This window comes from Streptomyces sp. NBC_00104 (assembly GCF_045160825.1).
Classification (GTDB): Bacteria; Actinomycetota; Actinomycetes; order Streptomycetales; family Streptomycetaceae; genus Streptomyces.
On record NZ_CP108215.1, the window covers coordinates 6,656,794 to 6,673,987 of the forward strand.

The window sequence follows — 17,194 nt, forward strand, 5'->3', positions numbered from 1 at the left end:
GTCGGTCGGTGAAAGGTGTGGGCATGGACGTCGGGCTCAAGCGCGAGCTGGAGGAGAAGGTCCGCTCCGGCGAGCGGCTGACCCGCGAGGACGGCATCGCGCTGTACGAGTCGGACGACCTGGCCTGGCTGGGCGGTCTGGCGCACGAGGTGCGGACGCGGAAGAACGGTGACGTCGTCCACTTCAACGTCAACCGCCACCTCAACATGACCAACGTGTGCACGGCCTCCTGCGCGTACTGCTCCTTCCAGCGCAAGCCGGGGGAGAAGGACGCGTACACGATGCGCATCGAGGAGGCGGTGAAGCTCGCCAAGGCGATGGAGGGCGAGAACCTCACCGAGCTGCACATCGTCAACGGCCTGCACCCGAACCTCCCGTGGCGCTACTACCCGCGCTCCCTGAAGGAGCTGAAGGCCGCCCTCCCGAACGTGTCCCTGAAGGCCTTCACGGCCACGGAGATCCACCACTTCGAGACGATCAGCGGCCTGTCGGCGTCCGAGATCCTCGACGAGCTGATCGAAGCGGGCCTGGAGTCGCTCACCGGTGGCGGCGCGGAGATCTTCGACTGGGAGGTCCGGCAGCACATCGTCGACCACCGCACCCACTGGGAGGACTGGTCGCGGATCCACCGCCTGGCGCACGAGAAGGGTCTCAAGACCCCCTGCACCATGCTCTACGGCCACATCGAGGAGCCGCGCCACCGGGTGGACCACGTCCTGCGCCTGCGCGAACTGCAGGACGAGACCGGCGGCTTCCAGGTCTTCATCCCCCTCCGCTACCAGCACGACTTCGTCGACATGCAGGACGGCAAGGTACGCAACCGCCTCCAGGCCCGCACCCAGATGGCAACGGGCGCGGAGGCGTTGAAGACCTTCGCGGTGTCGAGGCTGCTGTTCGACAACGTCCCCCACGTCAAGGTCTTCTGGGTCATGCACGGCGTCCAGACGGCCCAGCTGGCGCTCCAGCACGGCGCCGACGACATGGACGGCTCGGTCGTCGAGTACAAGATCACCCACGACGCGGACAACTACGGCACGCCGAACAAGCTGACCCGCGAGGACCTGCTCGACCTCATCCGCGACGCCGGCTTCCGCCCCGTCGAACGGAACACGAGGTACGAGATCATCCGCGAGTACGACGCCCCGGACCCGTCCCGCAGGGACTCCCCCCAGCCGATGCGGCTCTGACGGACAGGCTCTCCGCCTACGGCCCGATGAACCCGATGAGCCCGATGAAAAAGCAGGGGGCGCAGCCCCCGCTTTTTCAGGGGCGCGGGGAACTGCGCGAGAAGCCCCACCGGACCCGCACCCGGGGGTCGAAGGGGCGCAGCCCCTTGAGGATGGGACGGGTAGGGGCGGCGGGGGCGGAACCCCCTTGAGACGCCCCGCAGGTAATGATTACGGTCGCCCCATGCCCCTTACGTTCCACCTGGACCCACCCCTCACCCCCACCCTCCACGACGGCATCCTCACCCTCTGGTCAGACGTCTCGAACGCCGGCGGAGCCGTGGGCTTCGTCCCCCCGGTCACCCCGGAAGTCATCCGCCCAGAACTCCTGAAACACCTGGTCGCCATGGCGGAAGGCAGGCACCGCCTCCTCCTCGGCCTCGACTCCACCGGCACCCCCGCCGCCACCGCGTTCTTCAGCTTCAACACCCACCGTCTGATGACCCACTGGGTCTGGCTGTACACGGTGATGGTCCACCCCGCCCACCAGGGCAAGGGCTACGGCCACGCCCTCATGCGGGCGGCCGAGACCACGGCCCGGGACTTCGACGGCATAGACGCCATCCGCCTGTCCTGCCGGGGCGGCCTCGGCCTGGAACGCTTCTACGCCTCCTGCGGCTACAAGGAGGTCGGCCGGGTCCCCGGCGCCATCCGCGTCGCCCCCGACGACCACCGCGACGACATCACGATGCTCCTGCCCCTGACCTGAGGCCCAGGGCCCCGGGGGGCCGAGGGCCCGACACCCCCCTGCAAGATCGCACGCCGACCGTGCTTCACTGGACGATGCCCTTCGGCAACGTTCGGAACGGAAACGGAAGAGTGGATTGAGATGCTCCGCTACACACTGATGCGCCTCGGTATCTTCGTGGGCTGCTTCGTGGTCGTCTGGGCCCTCGTCTACTCCGGCATCGCCCCGCGCGGCCTCGGCGCCTCCAACGGCATGTGGGTGGTCGTCCTCGCCCTCCTGGTCTCCGCGCCGATCAGCTTCGTCGCCCTGCGCAAGGAGCGCGACCGGGCCTCCGTCCGGATCGCCCCCCACCTCGACCGCTCCATCGACCGCGTCAAGTCCAACCTCGCCGCCAACCGCAGCCAGGAGGACGAGGCCGACGACGAAGCGAGGACGCGGACCCCGGAGACGGCCGAGGACACGAAGTCCGACGAAGCGACGAAGTCCGACGGGGCGACGAAGGCCGGCGAAGCGACGAAGTCCGGCGAAGCGGTGAAGAGCGACGAAGCGGTGAAGAGCGACGAAGCCGTGAAGACCGCCCAGCCCGCGTCGGGCAAGGCTTCGTAGGTCCGTTCGCCGGCCCGCGGGGAAGATCACCCGCCCGACGCCCAGGTCCGTACCCGCCGTCGGAACCGTACGCTTGCCCGCATGGGTGCTGTGAAGAGCAAACGGATGCCCCGCGCGGTGCGGGAACAGCAGATGCTGGACGCGGCGGTGCGGACCTTCGGGCAGCATGGCTACCGGGCCGCGTCGATGGACGAGATCGCCGAACTGGCGGGCGTGTCCAAGCCGTTGGTGTACCTGTACCTGAACTCCAAGGAAGACCTCTTCACGGCCTGCATCCGCCGCGAGGCCAAGGCCCTCACCACCGCCGTACGCGCGGGAGTGAACCCCGAGCTGCCCGCCGACCGCCAACTCTGGGAAGGGCTGCTGGCGTTCTTCACGCACACCGCGCACAACCCGGACGCCTGGGCCGTACTGCACCTCCAGGCCCGTACGCACGGCGAACCGTTCGCCGCCGAAGTGGCGGCGATGCGGGAGGAGATGGTCGCGTTCGTGACCGGGCTGATCCTGGTCGGCGCCAGGGAGGCCCGCCGCGACCCGTCACTGCCCGAGCGTGAGGTCGCCGGTCTCGCCGAGGGCCTCGTCGGTGCCGCCGAAGCCCTCGCCGCCTGGGCCAACGCCACCCCCGGCATCACCGCCCGCCAGGCCGCGGCCACCCTCATGAACTTCGCCTGGGCCGGCCTGGGCGACCTGATGGAGGGCCGCCCCTGGACACCGCCGATCGCGAGCGAACCCGGGGGGTGACGTTCGCGGGGCAGCTGCGGGGCGTGGGTGGTTGCTCGCGCAGTTCACCGCGCCCCGGAAAGACGCTGGGTGCGCCCCATGCCGTCAAGGGGCGCGGCGACCGGCGCGACCAGCCCCCACCCCGTTACCGTCTTCGTATCCCCGCGAGCGAACAGCCGACTCCCGCACTCCCGCCGGTGCGGTCAGGCGACGAGCGGGTACACGTGGCCCCTCACATGAACCCGTCCGCCGCCCGGGCCGGAGGCGTCGCCTCCGCGCAGTTCGAAGCCGCCCCAGGCCTGTCCGTCCGCCGCGTACGTCACCGCGCCCGGCAGTGGTACCGGCGCGCGGAACTCCGCGCGGACGAGGGTCGCCGGGGGTGCGCCGTGCTCGGCGAGGCAGCGGGCCACGGTCCACATACCGTGCGCGATCGCCCGGGGGAAGCCGAACAGGCGGGCGCCGAGCGGATGCAGATGGATCGGATTCCGGTCCCCGGACACCGCCCCGTACCGCCGCCCCACATCCCCGGCCAACCGCCACTCGGCGACGGCGGGCAACGGCTTCCGACCCTCCCGCGACCGCTCGCCTCGCGACGGTTCGTCCCGCGATGGTTCGTCCCGCGGCCGCTCGTCCCGGGATGGTTCGTCCCGCGGCCGCTCGTCCCGCGATGGTTCGTCCCGCGGCCGCTCGCCCCGCGACGGTTCGTCCCGCAGCCGCTCGCCCCGCGAGGGTTCCTCCCGCGACCGCTCACCCCCGCCGCCCGGCGCGTCCTCGTTCCGCCGGTGCCGGGCGAGATACGTGCTCCGCGATTCCCACGCGATCCCGACCCCGTCCCCGTCCCCGTCACCGTCCCGGACCCGGACCCCGACCCCGTCCCTGTCCTCGCGCCCGTCCCGCACCTCGGTCACGACCGTCGCCTCGGTGCCCCGGCGATGGGGCGCCAACTCGTCGACGTACACGGTGATCTGGTACTCCCCGGTGGCGGGCAGCCGACGCCGCCGGGTGATCTCGATCGACGTGTGCACGAGCCCGAGGAGGGGCAGCGGGAAGTCCCGGCCGGCCATGATCCGCATGGCGAGCGGAAACCCGAGGACGTGCGGATACGTCAGCGGAACCGCGTCCTCCCCGGTGGGGAACCCGCAGACCCGCTCGTACGCGGCGAGCCGGGCGAGGTCGATCCGGACGCCGGGCAGGACGAGCCGGGGGAACCTGGTGGGAGACGTGGGCCGGGAGGCCGCGCGGGGGAGCTTGAGGCTCTTGCACGGCGAGAGGAGGGCGCCCTGGGCGAGACGGGAGCCGAGGGAGGGCGGTTGCGTGAGGGTGAGGGTGTGCATCGGACGGATTCCCCCTTCGCCGGTGGTGCTCGCCGTGGTGTTCGCCGTGGAGCTCCCCGCCGTGGTGCTCCTGTGCCGCGACCGCGGACCACGACCTCCAGGACGGCCTTCTTACCCGGAAGTCAGGTTACCCGAGGTAATGCCCTGGTAAGGCTTCGATGGACGCCAGAACTGAACGACCCTCAGGTAACTTGACACGCCCTTGACCTGCGCTTGAGCCGCGCGCAGGTGGCCGGCGACACTGCACACCCCCGGCCCGGTTCCATCTCCGGACTATCGCCACACTCACACCAACCTCACACACCAACCCCGTACGATCCGGACACACCGAACGCCCAGGAGTCGCCCGTGTCCAGCCTCGAACACACCGAACCCGCGCTGGTGGAACCCGAGTTGAAGCGGCTGGACGGCACCGTGCGAGAGGCGTACGTCCCCGCGCTCGCCGCGCCCGTGACCTACGGCTCGCTCGCGGACATCCCCTTCGACAACGCGACCCACGAGCCCGACTCGGTCGTCCTCAGCCGCAAGCGCAGCGGTACAGCCACGGGCACGGGAACAGGTGCAGGGACAGACACAGGCACAGGCACAGGCGCGGACAAGGGCAGGGACGCGGGCAAGGGGGAGGGCGGCTGGCGGGACGTGACGGCGGCCGAGTTCGCCGCCGAGGTGCTCGCGCTGGCGAAGGGCCTGATCGCCGACGGTCTGATGCCGGGTGACCGTATCGCCATCATGGCGCGGACGACGTACGAGTGGACGCTCCTGGACTTCGCGGCCTGGGCGGCGGGCCTGGTGACGGTCCCCGTCTATCCGACCTCCTCCGTCTTCCAGACCCGCTGGATCCTCCAGGACTCCGGAGCGGTGGCGCTGGCCGTGGAGACGTCGGGCCAGGCCGCCGCCCTCGGCCCCGAACTCGACCGCATCCCCGACCTGCGCCACATGTGGGTCTTCGAGAAGGGCCACCTGGACCGGCTCGCCGAGCTGGGCCGTGATGTGTCGGACCAGGAAGTGGCCGTACGACGTGGGGTGTTGGGACCCGACACCCTGGCGACCCTGATCTACACCTCGGGTACGACCGGCCGTCCCAAGGGCTGCGCCCTCACCCACGGCAACTTCTGCGCCGAGGTCGACAACGCGATCGACCTCCTCTACCCCATCTTCCGCGCGAGGACGGACGAGGAGGCCTCCACTCTCCTCTTCCTCCCTCTCGCCCATGTCTTCGGCCGCATGGTGGCGATCGCCTGCATGCGGGCGCGGATCCGCGTCGGCCACTCTCCGAGCTTCCGCACGGAGGACCTCCTCGCCGACCTCAAGACCTTCCGGCCGACGTTCCTGCTGCTGATCCCCTACGTCCTGGAGAAGGTCTTCAACACGGCCCGCGCCTCAGCCGAACGCATGGGCCGCGCGTCGTCGTACGACCGTGCCTCGGCCGTCGCCCGCCGCTACGGCGAGGCCCTGGAGGCGGAGCAGCACGGAACCGGCCCCGGCCCCTCCGCGTTCCTGAAGGCGGCCCGCACCTTCTACGACCCCCTGGTCTACCGCCGCATCCGCAAGGCACTGGGCGGCCGGGTCCGTTACGTCATCTGCGGCGGCAGCCCCCTCGGCCGCCGCCTGGCCGCCTTCTACGCGGGCGCGGGCATCGACGTCTTCGAGGGGTATGGCATGACGGAGACGACGGCCGCCGTCACCGTCACCCCGCCCAACCGCCCCCGCCTGGGCACGGTCGGCCGGCCCCTGCCCGGCACCCGGGTCCGCATAGCCGCCGACGGCGAGATCCTGCTCCACGGCGGCCAGATCTTCCGGGGCTACTGGGACCCTCAGGCCGGGGGCGTCGTCCCGGCGGGCCCCGACGGCTGGTTCGCGACCGGTGACATCGGCCACCTGGACGACGAGGGCTACCTGACGATCACCGGCCGCAAGAAGGAGATCCTCGTCACCGACAGCGGCAAGAACGTGGCCCCGGCCCCGCTGGAGAACTGGCTCCGCTCCCACCCGCTGATCGCCCACGCCATGGTCATCGGCGACCGCCGCCCCTACGTGACCGCCCTGCTGACCCTGGACCCCGAGGGCATCACCCACTGGACCCAGATGAACGCCAAGCAGGACATCCCCCTCGAACGCCTCGCCGACGACCCGGACCTGCGGGCCATCCTGCAACGAGCCGTCGACGAGGCCAACCGCCTGGTCTCCCGCCCCGAATCCATCCGCAGGTTCACGGTCGTCCCCGCCGGCTTCTCGGAGGAGGCGGGCCATCTGACCCCGTCGATGAAGCTGCGGCGGGAGGTCGTGGAGCGGTCCTTCGCGACGGAGATCGAGGGGTTGTACGAGAAATGATGCGGAGGCCGCACGAGAAAGTGATCCGGGGGCCGCACGAGAGAGTGTGCGGGGGCCGCACGAGAGAGTGATGCGGGGGCCGCACGAGAACAGGGCGTGATTCCTCTCCCTGTTTCCCCATCGCTCTACTGACCTGCGGCCGGATCGCCGTCCCCCAGCCCGACCCACCAGTACCCGTCGTCCTTGACCAGCAGCAATTCCTGCTGCTGGTCGGTCCTCTCGTACGTCAGCCGGACGGGATTGAAGTAGTCCACGACCCCCTCCAGCACGGTGACCTCGACATGCCCGCGCGCCCCCTCGCCGAACTCCCGCACATGCTCGTACGCCGCGCCCCGGGTCCCGTCGTACGCGGGCCCCGCAAGCTCCATGAGCCCCTCCACGTCACCGGCCTTGAGCCGCTGCACATACGCCCGTACGACGGTGTCGACGTCCTCGGCGGTCTCCCGGACGTCGGGATACTCGGACTTCCCGGCCCGCACGGTCACATCGATGCGGGGCGAGTCGGCGACCGCGTACGGCGCCCGGAACCAGTTCCACCACACGACCCCGACCGCCCCGAGAACGACCACGAGCCCACCACAGCACAGCAGAACGCCCCGCTTCTTCATCACCCTTGCTCCGCCCCGCAACGCCCCGCCCCGTCCCGTCCCGTTTTCGCCGACCGGACCACCCCTCGGCCGACTCCTCCATAGAGAGTCGTTTCAGCCGGACTCGGTTGTACCCACCGACGAACTTCCCGGCTCAACAGTCCGTCGCACGGGTGGGCGTACGCATGGGTGTGCGTGCGTTGGCCGGGGCGGAACGCCGCTGAGCCGTCGTCCCCGACACCACGTTCCGCTCCCCTTCCCGAAACTCGGATGTTTTTGGCGTGACGCCGCTGCCCGGTCGGCGCGGAAAAGGCTGTCGGGGAAAAGGCCCCGGCGGGAATGCCGCCGTCGAGTTCTCAGGATTTCCACATTCCGTGCGCTGGTCCTCTGCCTCGGCTTTCGTCTCCTTTCCCTTCCGTCTCTGGTGGAACTCCGGTCGCCGTAAGGAAATGCAAGCAAGCCGAAATTACGTCAAGAAAAGCGATCGGTGTTTTCAGGACTTTGCCTGCCGGGAGGGGCAACGAAATCGTTTCTGCATATCTACGATTCCGAACCATGACCGACACTCCACGGGACGACTCCGCCACCCGTGCGCGCTGGCAGACATGTCTCAGGCTCGCCCGCGAACTCCTTCTCGTCGGGCCGGACGACAAGGACCTCAAACTCGGCTATCTCCACACCCTGATCGACACGGGCCGCCTCGGCCCCACCCACCACCCGCGCAAGAAGATCCTCGTCATCGGCGCCGGTATCACCGGTCTCGTCGCCGGCCGTCTGCTCAAGGACGCCGGCCACGACGTCACCATCATCGAGGCCAACGAGAGCCGGGTCGGCGGACGTATCAAGACGTTCCGTGCCACCAGGCACCACCAGCCCTTCGAGGACCCCGCCCAGTACGCGGAGGCCGGCGCCATGCGGCTGCCCGACTTCCATCCGCTCGTTCTCGCCCTCGTCGACAAGCTCGGGCTCGGCCGCCGCCAGTTCTACAACGTGGACGTGGATCCCTCCACCGGCAGTGGCCCCGAGGTCCCCGTCCCCCCGGTGACGTACACCTCCTTCACCGGCCGGACCTGGAGCTACGGCGACGACAGCCCCGACTTCCGCGAGCCCGACAAGCGGGGCAACTCCTGGATCCGGGCCAACCGCGTCCAGGTGCGGCGCGCCGACTACGCCACGACCCCCGAACGGATCAACGAGGGCTTCCACCTCACCGGCGACGAGGTCCGCGCCCCCGTCGTGAGGATGGTGGACGACGCGCTGGAGAGCGTGCGCGACTACTACTCCGATCTGGTCGACGGCAAGCGCGTCAACAAGCCGTTCGACGAGTGGGTCGAGGGCTGGGCCCGGGTGATCCGCGACTTCGACGGCTACTCGATGGGCGGCTTCCTGCGCGACCACGCCGGGCTCAGCGACGAGGCGATCGAGGCCGTCGGAACGCTGGAGAACATGTCCTCACGGCTGCATCTCTCCTTCTTCCACAGCTTCCTGAGCCGCAGCGACATCAACCCCGCCGTCCGCTACTGGGAGATACCCGGCGGCAGTTGGCGCCTGCCGCACGCCCTCCACGAGGGCCTGCGCGACGAGGTGCGGCTCGGCCACCGCATGATCCGCCTCGAATACCACGATCCCAGCCGCGACACCGCCCCCGAGGGCACCGCCGTCGGACCCGACGGACGGGGCGTGACCGTGCAGACCGTCGCCGAGAACGACCCGCAGGCCCCGCCGCGCCGCTGGACCGCGGACCTGGCGATCGTCACCATCCCGTTCTCCGCCCTGCGCTTCGTGGAGATCGTCCCCGCGATGTCGTACAAGAAGCGCCGCGCCATCATCGAGACCCACTACGACTCAGCCACCAAGGTGCTGCTGGAGTTCAGCCACCGGTGGTGGGAGTTCACCGAGGACGACTGGCGGAGCGAACTGGAGAGCATCTCGCCGGGCCTGTACGAGTACTACCGGCAGGGTGGCGAGGAAGGCACCGCTACGACCCTCTCGCTCATCCGGGAGGGGGTCTCGGGGTCCGCCTCCGGCCTGCTCGGCGCCGCCGTCAAGGACAGCGGTGTCACCGAGGAGATGCGGCGGATCGACAGCACCATGCCGCTGCGCGGCCCCGCGGTCCGCCCCGCCACCCACGCCTTCGGCGGGGGCTCGGCCACCGACAACCCCAACCGGTTCCTGTACTACCCGTCGCACCGGGTCGAGGGCAGCACCGGCGGCGTCGTGCTCGCCTCGTACTCCTGGTCCGACGACGCCGCGCGCTGGGACTCCATGCGCGACGCGGAGCGCTACGTCTACGCCCTGCGCAACCTCCAGGCCCTGCACGGCCGGCGCATCGAGGTGTTCTTCACCGGGCGCGGCGCCACCAAGAGCTGGGCCCGCGACCCGTACGCCTTCGGTGAGGCCGCCATCTACACCGCGCACCAGATGACCAGCTTCCACCTGGACGTCTCCCGGCCCGAGGGTCCCGTGCACTTCGCCGGGGAGCACACCTCCCTCAAGCACGCATGGATCGAGGGTGCCCTGGAGAGCGCCGTCCGCGCGGCCGTCGCCGTCCACCAGGCCCCGCCGGTCACCACCCCGGGCCCGGACCAGGAGGAGGACCGCTCGTGACCGCGATCACCCCCGGGTGCACGGTCGCCCGCTACCTCGCCCTGCGCCTCGCCGAGTTGGGCATCACCCACCTCTTCGGCGTCCCCGGCAACCACCTCGGCCCCTTCCTGACCACGCTGCGGGCCGAGGGCGACATCGAGTGGGTCGGCACCCCCACCGAGGGCGGCGCGGGCCAGGCCGCCGACGCCTACGCCCGCATCCACGGCGTCGGCGCGGCCGCGGTCACCTACAGCGTCGGCGCGTTCAACCTGCTGGGCGCCTGCGGCGGCGCCTACGTCGAACAGGTCCCGCTCATAGCCGTCAACGCCTCTCCTCCCTACGAGCAGTGGCAGAACTACCGCGCCCTCGGCCTGCTCACCTCCCACATGAGCCCGCGCCCGGAGAGCAACCTGGACGTCTACCGACAGGTCACCGTGGACGCGCGGCTCATCTCCAATCCTGGCCTCGCCCCCGCCCAGATCGACGCCGCGCTCACCGCGTGCCTCTCCGAGCGCAGGCCGGTCTACCTGGAGGTCATGGAGGACCTCTGGGACGAGCCCTGCGCCGAACCCGGGGAGCCGATCGTCCGCCGCGAGCGGCCGTTCGGCGCGCGCAACCAACTCATGCTGGACCACGCCGTGAACGCGATCCTCACCCTGGTCGAGGAGCACCCCGGCCCGGACGGCACGCCCCGCCCGATCGTGTGGGCCGGCGAGGAGATCGACCGGTTCCGCCTCGGCGGGGAGCTCACCGACCTGGTGGAGGCCACCGGAGTGCCGTTCTGCACCACCGTCGGCGCCAAGGCCGTGGTCGACGAGGACCTGCCGCAGTTCCACGGCGTCTACAACGGCCACGCCAGCCACCCGGACGTGCACCGGATCTTCAAGGACTGGGCCACCTGCCGGATCGGGCTCGGCGCCTGGTCCACGTCGAAGAACCTCGGCGGCGAACAGTGCGTCGGCGGCGACTGGGTGATGGCCGCGAACGGTGGCGTCAGCGTCGGCACCGCCTACTTCCCCGACGTCCAGCTCGAACAACTCCTGCCCGCCCTCCAGGACACACTGGTGAAGCGCTACGGCTCCGGGGGCCTGGCCGCCGACTACTACGCCGAGGCCCATGCCCATGCCCACGCCCATGCCCACCACGGAGCGCCCGTCGACCGCCCCGCCGACCTGGAGCAGCACCGCGCCTCGCTCCGCACCAGCGGCTCACGGTCCCGGCACACCGAACGAGATACCGGACGACATGCCGAACGACTCACCTACGACGGTGTGTTCGACCGGATCAACCACTTCCTGGGCCACGAGACCCGGCAGGACTGGACAGTTGTCTCCGACGCCGCGTTCTCCCTCATCGGCTCGATGAACCTCTCCCTGCCCGCGGGCGGGTTCCAGTCGCAGGTCAGCTGGCTGTCCATCGGCTGGTCGGTCGGCGCGGCGACCGGCGCCGCGCTCGCCCCCGAGCGCGCACACGCCCGCCCGATGGTGTTCGTCGGCGACGGCGCCTTCCAGGAGACCTGTCAGGAACTCTCCACCCACACCAGGCTCGGCCTGCGGTCGGTCGTCTTCGTCATGGACAACGGCCACTTCTACGGCATCGAACAGATGCTGGTGCACCCGTCCTACTACGCCGCCGCCGACGACGACCGAGGCTCCCGCGACCCCGACTTCTACAACGTCCTCCACCCCTGGCACTACGACCGTCTCGCGGCCGTCTTCGCCGGCAAGGAGACCCCGGCGAACGGGATCACCATCGCCCACGCCTCCGACCTCGACGACCTGCTGACCCGCCTCACCGACCCGACCGACCCGGTCAACGCCGGCCCCCTGCTGGTCCGCGTCCGCCTGCACCGGCACGACTATCCGCGGGCGATGGCGTACAAGGTGACACCCCCACATCCGAAAGGGACAGAAAATGGCTGATCTCAACGTACTGATCGCGTTCGACGCGGCCACGATCGTCGAACAGAATCCCAACGCGTCGAGGAACCCGGACGCACCCACCTACGCCGACCACAACCTGATCTACATGACGACCCGCCACGACCACATCGTCGGCACGTCGGGCGCCGAACTGAACCTCCGTGCCGAACCCGGCGACAGCATCAGGTGGCGCGAGACGACGCTCTCACTCGGCAGCGAGTACAAGGCTTTACTGTACAAATACGTGAGCAGCGACACCGGCCACCAGCTCATCAGGACACCGGAGATCGAGGTGATCGACGGCATCTACCCGATGCCGAAGGAGGGTTCCGAGGGCAGGCCGGAATTCGTGACCCAGAACTACCAGGACCACTACTGGCGGACGACCGTCAAAAAGCCCGGCAAGGTCGTCTACCACTTCTACTTCCAGATCCTGGACCGCCACCGGCAGTTGAAGGGCTACTTCCAGTGGGACCCCTTCATCACCATCGAGAACCCCTGACGATCCTCGGGTGAGCGCCAGGCCGAGGTGGTCCCCGAACAGTTCGGCGACCACCTCGGCCGTCGCATATTGTGACGCACGTCACCGGATGTTCTGTGGTGTTTGGTTCTGATGGGGCGTGATGTCCTGTTGTGGCGCCCTGGAACTTCTACTGAATCGCGCTTTACTCTCCCTTCACAGTTCGTAGACGACCAACTACGCAATGACAGGGTCTGGGGAGTCCCTGCGGGGGAGAGTGCTTCATGCCTGTGGGCAGAGGGTGGTGCGTTGCCGGGGCGGTCTTATCCGCTGCTGTGATGTCGAGCGTGCTGGGACCGACGGCCGCGGCGGGCGCGGCTCGCACCGAACCGTCGGCGGAGGTGACGCAGGAGTCGGCGGCGACGGAACAGCCAGTCCTCACGGAAGCCGACGCCCTGGCGCAGGCCGAGCGCACGGGCGAGTCGGTGGAGATCGCCTCACAACGTGGGGAAAGCAGCGAGGTCTTCGCCACCCCGGACGGCAAGCTCGAAGCACGTGAGTATCTGCGTCCGGTGTGGACGCGCGTAGATGGCGAATGGAAGGCCGTCGACACCGATCTGACGAAGACCGGTGACGGCATGGTAGCCCCGAAAGCCGCCACGATCGGCTTGCAGTTCTCCGGCGGCGGCAGCGCGCCCATGGTGCGGATGGAGAAGGCCGGACGGCAGTTGAAGCTGTCATGGCCGGGTGAGCTTCCCGCTCCCCGGCTGGACGGTGACATCGCGACCTACGCGGATGTCCTGCCGGGGGTCGACCTCCGATTGGGGGCTCAGGAGGACGGTTTCTCGCAGCTCCTCGTCGTGAAGTCGGCCGAGGCCGCGGCGAGCAAGGAACTGGCCGAAGTGCGCCTGAGGATGGACACCCAGGGGTTGAATGTCCAGGAGACCAGCAGTGGCGGCCTGGAAGCCTTGGACGAGGGCGCCGGCACAGCAGTGTTCGAGGCACCGGAACCAGTGATGTGGGACTCCAGCCCGGGCGCGGCCGCGTCGGGTGCCGCCGTGCAGAAGAGCAGCGCCGAGCAGATCTCGCGTGCGGCAGCCTCGGAAACCACTGCGGCAGCCGACGAGAACGGCGAGCCGGGCGCCACCGAGTCGGGAAAGCTGGCGCCCGTCGGGGTGGATGTGCCCGCCGCCCAGAATGAACTCGTACTGAAGCCCGACACCGATGTCCTGCGGGGCGATGACACGGTGTACCCGGTCTTCATCGACCCGCAGATGCACACCCCCAAAGCGACGGCATGGACGATGGCGTCGAAGTACTGGGCGTCGTCGCCCCAGTGGAAGTTCAACGGAGAGTCCACTGCGGGCATGGGCTACTGCGCCTGGTCGTACTGCCAGCCCCATGACACCAAGCGGCTCTTCTACCGCATTCCCGTCTCGAAGTTCGCCGGCAAAAAGATCCTCTCCGCCGAGTTCACGGTGCGGAACACCTGGTCGGCGTCCTGCGGTGCGCGAGGTGTCCAGCTGTGGCGGACCGGTGACATCTCGCAGTCCACGACATGGAACTCGCAGAACCGTTCCGGCTTCTGGATCGACCACCTGACCACCGAATCGTTCGCGTACGGCTTCGACGGCTGCTCGGCCAAGGACGCGGAGTTCAACGTCAAGTCGGCGGTCCAGCAGGCCGCGGACAAGAAGTGGTCGACCATGACGTTCGGCCTGCAGGCGTCCAACGAGGAGGACGCCTACGGCTGGAAGCGGTTCTCGGACGACGCGTACCTGCGGGTCTACTACAACCGGTCTCCTCCTCAGCTCAAGATGTCGCAGCTGACGATGAAGTACGGCGGTACGTGCAAGAAGCCCGGGACCGCCCCGCGGACGCGGTCACTGGGGACGATCTATGCCAACAACGTCACCGATCCGGATGGCGACGACGTGGCCGTCGAGTTCCAGGCGAAGTGGGACAGCGGCGACGGGAAAGGGCTGATCGCCCGTTGGAAGCCGTCCCTGAGCACATACAAGGATTCCGGATCCGACTTTGCCATCTCGCTGCCTTCGTCCATCCCGACGAACAAGCAGATCCACTGGTACGCCCGCGTCAAGGACAAGGATCTGAACGAGGTCAACGGCACCTACTCGCCGTGGTCCTACGCCGGTGACGCCACGGGCTGCTACTTCGTCTACGACACCACGGCGCCCAGGCCGCCGACCATCACGTCCACCGACTACCCCGCCTATGACACGGCTGATCCGAACGACCCCTGGTACGACGGTATCGGCAAGTACGGTGCCTTCTCGGCGAAAGCCGGCGAGGCCGATGTGACCAGGTACTGGTACGGCATCAACGTCGATCCCACGTCCAAGAACGAGATCTCGACAACGGCGGGAGCGGCCAGGACGATCAACCTGCTGCCGCCCCGGGTCGGTACCAACACACTGTTCGTCAAGGCATTCGACTCCGCCGGAAACGCCTCGGAGTCCAGCTACAGGTTCCGAGTCAAAGCCGGTCAACCCGACCGGGCCACTTGGCAGTTGGACGAAGAATCCGGCACGAGCCAGGCCGACGGCTCTACTCCCGCACGGACCCTCGACCTCAATGGTGGGGCGACCCCCGGAGCGGGCGGCACGCTCGGTACAGCCCTGTCCCTCGACGGTACGACCGGGTACGCGTCCACCGACCTGTCGGTGGTCGACACCACGACCGGCTTCTCGGTCTCGGCCTGGGCCAAGCTGGACACCAAGCCCGGCCACGGGGCAATGGTGGCGACCCAGATCGGCAACGACGCGGCCGGCTTCGAACTGCTCTACTCGTCCGCCTACGACCGCTGGGTCTTCGGGACCCTGGCCACCGACGCGCCGGGTGCAACAGCCAAGCGCGCCATGGCGAGCGCGGCGGGCGGAGCCGAGGCCGGAGTCTGGACCCACCTCGTCGGCACCTACGACCCGGGGGCCACGAAGATGCGGCTGTACGTCAACGGCACGCTCACGGGCGAGGTCACCCACGAGATCACCTGGAACGCACGGCGGGGCCTGCAGATCGGTGCGGGTAGGAACAGCGGAGCGCTCAAGGATTTCTTCCCCGGAGCGGTCGACGAAGTGCAGTTGTTCGACAAGGCGGTTGCCCAGGACGAAGTCGACAAGCTGTACGCGAAGCAGTCGGTCGGTGACCCCGGCCGCCCTGCGGTCTCCATTTTCCACCTCGACGAGGCGAGCACCGAGACCAGCAGGATCAAGGGCTACGGCGGAGTCGTACCGGCCAAGTACGCGGGCGGTGTCACCACCGGGGTACCCGGAGTGGCGGGCAAGGCGGCCCAGTTCAACGGCACCGACGCCTACGCGAAGATCGGCCAGCAGCGGGCACCGCACATCAACACCTCCCGCAGCTTCACCGTCTCGGCCTGGGCCAAGATGGACAGGAAACCGGACGGAGCGGGTGTCATCACCGCCCAGGCCGGCCAGTACCGCTCCGGCTTCGAGCTGTACTACTCCAAGGCCTACGACCGGTGGGCGGTCAACCAGTACTCCGCCGACGCCGAGGACGCCACACCGATCCGTGCCATGCAACCCGATGGCACCACCGCACGCGTCGGAGAGTGGGTGCACCTGGTCGGAGTGCACGACACGGTCATGAACACGTTGACGCTGTACGTCAACGGAGTCAGGGCCGGATCAACCACGCTGACCAGCCCCTTCTACGCTGACCAGTCCATGTACATCGGGGCCGGCGGTTACAACGGCCAGATCCAGAGCCACTTCCCGGGCACCATCGACGACGTGCGGCTGTACGACCGCCCACTCTCGCCCGAAGAGGTCCAGCAGATGGTCAAGCAGCGGCCCTTGGTCAAGGGACGCTGGACGTTCGCACAGGGCTCGGGGGCGCCCCAAGTGACGCCGGACGCGTCGGCGTCGGGCAACGCCATGACATTGCGGGGAGGAGCTGCGGTCGGCGGTGCGATCTGGGTCGACGGTGGTGTCGCACTTGACGGAATCGACGACTACGGAACGACGGCCACCGCACCGGTGGATACCACCGGCAGCTTCACCATCAGCACATGGGCGCAGGCGGCGGCCGTCCCGGACAAGAGTGTGACGCTGCTGAGCGCACCCGGGACGACGACACAGAACGCGTTCGCGGTGCGCTACGTGCCGAGTGACGACCCGGCGACCGATCCGGGCAGCTGGCAGGCCACGACAGCCGCCACTGACACGACCGGCGCCGTTGTCACCTCGGTTGACCACGCCCAGTTCTCCCGAGCCGACGACTGGACGCATCTGGCGCTCGTCTACGACGGACTCACCAAAGAGCTGACGCTCTACGTCAACGGTGAACCGGAGAGTGCTCCCTGCGAGGACGCGGACGGTGACGGAGAGCAGGACGTGCCCACGTGCACGGACGCGTTCTCGTCGGCCGAGAACGTGCAGTTGTTCAAGTCGACCCAGCCCTTGTACCTGGGCGCGGCCAAGACCGGAACGACCACCGTGGGCGGGCACTGGCCCGGCGCCGTCTCCGACGCATGGGTCTTTCAGGGCCCGTTGAGCGAGGCACAGATCGGCATGCTGGCCTTGGGTCAGCCCGGTATGGCCACCGATGTTCCCAGCGATTCCTGACAGCCGACTTCGGGGGTGCAGGGCCGGCCGCCCGGCACCTCCGAGCCAACTTCGCTTCACACCCCCACTTCCGCCCCCAGTCCGCGCCGACTGCGCTGCGGGTGCGCCGAGCCAAGGACGAAGGACA

At 68.9% G+C, this 17,194-nt stretch carries 11 protein-coding genes; 9 read left to right on the forward strand and 2 right to left on the reverse strand.

What is annotated here, in order from left to right; translation table 11 throughout:
* Positions 1 to 23: 23 nt before the first annotated feature.
* The 4 genes from mqnE to OG272_RS29370 all read left to right on the forward strand — a co-directional run bounded on the left by mqnE (position 24) and on the right by OG272_RS29370 (position 3,261).
* Entirely contained in the window at positions 24 to 1,187 is a 1,164-nt protein-coding gene (gene mqnE / locus OG272_RS29355) for an aminofutalosine synthase MqnE (protein WP_327728253.1), read from the forward strand.
* 223 nt (positions 1,188 to 1,410) lie between these two features.
* Entirely contained in the window at positions 1,411 to 1,935 is a 525-nt protein-coding gene (locus OG272_RS29360; protein WP_326579083.1) for a GNAT family N-acetyltransferase, read from the forward strand.
* Between the two features lie 120 nt (positions 1,936 to 2,055).
* Complete coding sequence (locus OG272_RS29365) at positions 2,056 to 2,520, forward strand: DUF4229 domain-containing protein (RefSeq protein WP_327728252.1); 465 nt, start codon at positions 2,056 to 2,058, stop codon at positions 2,518 to 2,520.
* An 81-nt stretch (positions 2,521 to 2,601) separates the two neighbouring features.
* Positions 2,602 to 3,261, forward strand: coding sequence for a TetR/AcrR family transcriptional regulator (locus OG272_RS29370; protein WP_326579079.1), 660 nt, complete (start codon positions 2,602 to 2,604; stop codon positions 3,259 to 3,261).
* A gap of 182 nt (positions 3,262 to 3,443) precedes the next feature.
* Here the strand turns inward: OG272_RS29370 and OG272_RS29375 are convergent, their stop codons facing one another.
* Positions 3,444 to 4,574: a MaoC/PaaZ C-terminal domain-containing protein gene (locus OG272_RS29375; RefSeq protein WP_405895226.1), complete on the reverse strand. Its 1,131-nt coding sequence runs from the start codon at positions 4,572 to 4,574 to the stop codon at positions 3,444 to 3,446.
* Positions 4,575 to 4,922: 348 nt separating this feature from the next.
* On the opposite strand from OG272_RS29375, the gene OG272_RS29380 reads away from it, so the two are divergent.
* On the forward strand, positions 4,923 to 6,905 hold the full coding sequence (locus OG272_RS29380) for an AMP-dependent synthetase/ligase (RefSeq protein WP_405895227.1): 1,983 nt from the start codon (positions 4,923 to 4,925) through the stop codon (positions 6,903 to 6,905).
* 125 nt (positions 6,906 to 7,030) lie between these two features.
* Here OG272_RS29380 and OG272_RS29385 read toward each other — a convergent pair whose 3' ends face one another.
* Positions 7,031 to 7,513, reverse strand: coding sequence for a hypothetical protein (locus OG272_RS29385; RefSeq protein ID WP_327728249.1), 483 nt, complete (start codon positions 7,511 to 7,513; stop codon positions 7,031 to 7,033).
* Positions 7,514 to 8,047: 534 nt separating this feature from the next.
* On the opposite strand from OG272_RS29385, the gene OG272_RS29390 reads away from it, so the two are divergent.
* The 4 genes from OG272_RS29390 to OG272_RS29405 all read left to right on the forward strand — a co-directional run bounded on the left by OG272_RS29390 (position 8,048) and on the right by OG272_RS29405 (position 17,067).
* Positions 8,048 to 10,099, forward strand: a complete 2,052-nt coding sequence (locus tag OG272_RS29390) for an FAD-dependent oxidoreductase (RefSeq protein ID WP_327728248.1) — start codon at positions 8,048 to 8,050, stop codon at positions 10,097 to 10,099.
* Positions 10,096 to 12,000, forward strand: a complete 1,905-nt coding sequence (locus OG272_RS29395; RefSeq protein ID WP_405895229.1) for a thiamine pyrophosphate-binding protein — start codon at positions 10,096 to 10,098, stop codon at positions 11,998 to 12,000. Before OG272_RS29390 ends, OG272_RS29395 begins: the two co-directional genes overlap by 4 nt.
* On the forward strand, positions 11,993 to 12,502 hold the full coding sequence (locus OG272_RS29400) for an inclusion body family protein (RefSeq protein WP_327728246.1): 510 nt from the start codon (positions 11,993 to 11,995) through the stop codon (positions 12,500 to 12,502). Before OG272_RS29395 ends, OG272_RS29400 begins: the two co-directional genes overlap by 8 nt.
* Positions 12,503 to 12,798: 296 nt before the next feature.
* A complete protein-coding gene (locus OG272_RS29405; RefSeq protein ID WP_405895231.1) occupies positions 12,799 to 17,067 on the forward strand; it encodes a LamG-like jellyroll fold domain-containing protein in 4,269 nt (1,422 codons plus the stop codon).
* Positions 17,068 to 17,194: the final 127 nt, after the last annotated feature.

Bases quoted from the DNA above. Each gene is read 5' to 3' on its own strand.
- OG272_RS29400 (WP_327728246.1), top strand. From the start codon at position 11,993: ATGGCTGATCTCAACGTACTGATCGCGTTCGACGCGGCCACGATCGTC.
- OG272_RS29370 (WP_326579079.1), top strand. From the start codon at position 2,602: ATGGGTGCTGTGAAGAGCAAACGGATGCCCCGCGCGGTGCGGGAACAG.
- mqnE (WP_327728253.1), top strand. From the start codon at position 24: ATGGACGTCGGGCTCAAGCGCGAGCTGGAGGAGAAGGTCCGCTCCGGC.
- OG272_RS29375 (WP_405895226.1), bottom strand. From the start codon at position 4,574: ATGCACACCCTCACCCTCACGCAACCGCCCTCCCTCGGCTCCCGTCTC.
- OG272_RS29360 (WP_326579083.1), top strand. From the start codon at position 1,411: ATGCCCCTTACGTTCCACCTGGACCCACCCCTCACCCCCACCCTCCAC.
- OG272_RS29390 (WP_327728248.1), top strand. From the start codon at position 8,048: ATGACCGACACTCCACGGGACGACTCCGCCACCCGTGCGCGCTGGCAG.
- OG272_RS29385 (WP_327728249.1), bottom strand. From the start codon at position 7,513: ATGAAGAAGCGGGGCGTTCTGCTGTGCTGTGGTGGGCTCGTGGTCGTT.
- OG272_RS29405 (WP_405895231.1), top strand. From the start codon at position 12,799: ATGTCGAGCGTGCTGGGACCGACGGCCGCGGCGGGCGCGGCTCGCACC.
- OG272_RS29365 (WP_327728252.1), top strand. From the start codon at position 2,056: ATGCTCCGCTACACACTGATGCGCCTCGGTATCTTCGTGGGCTGCTTC.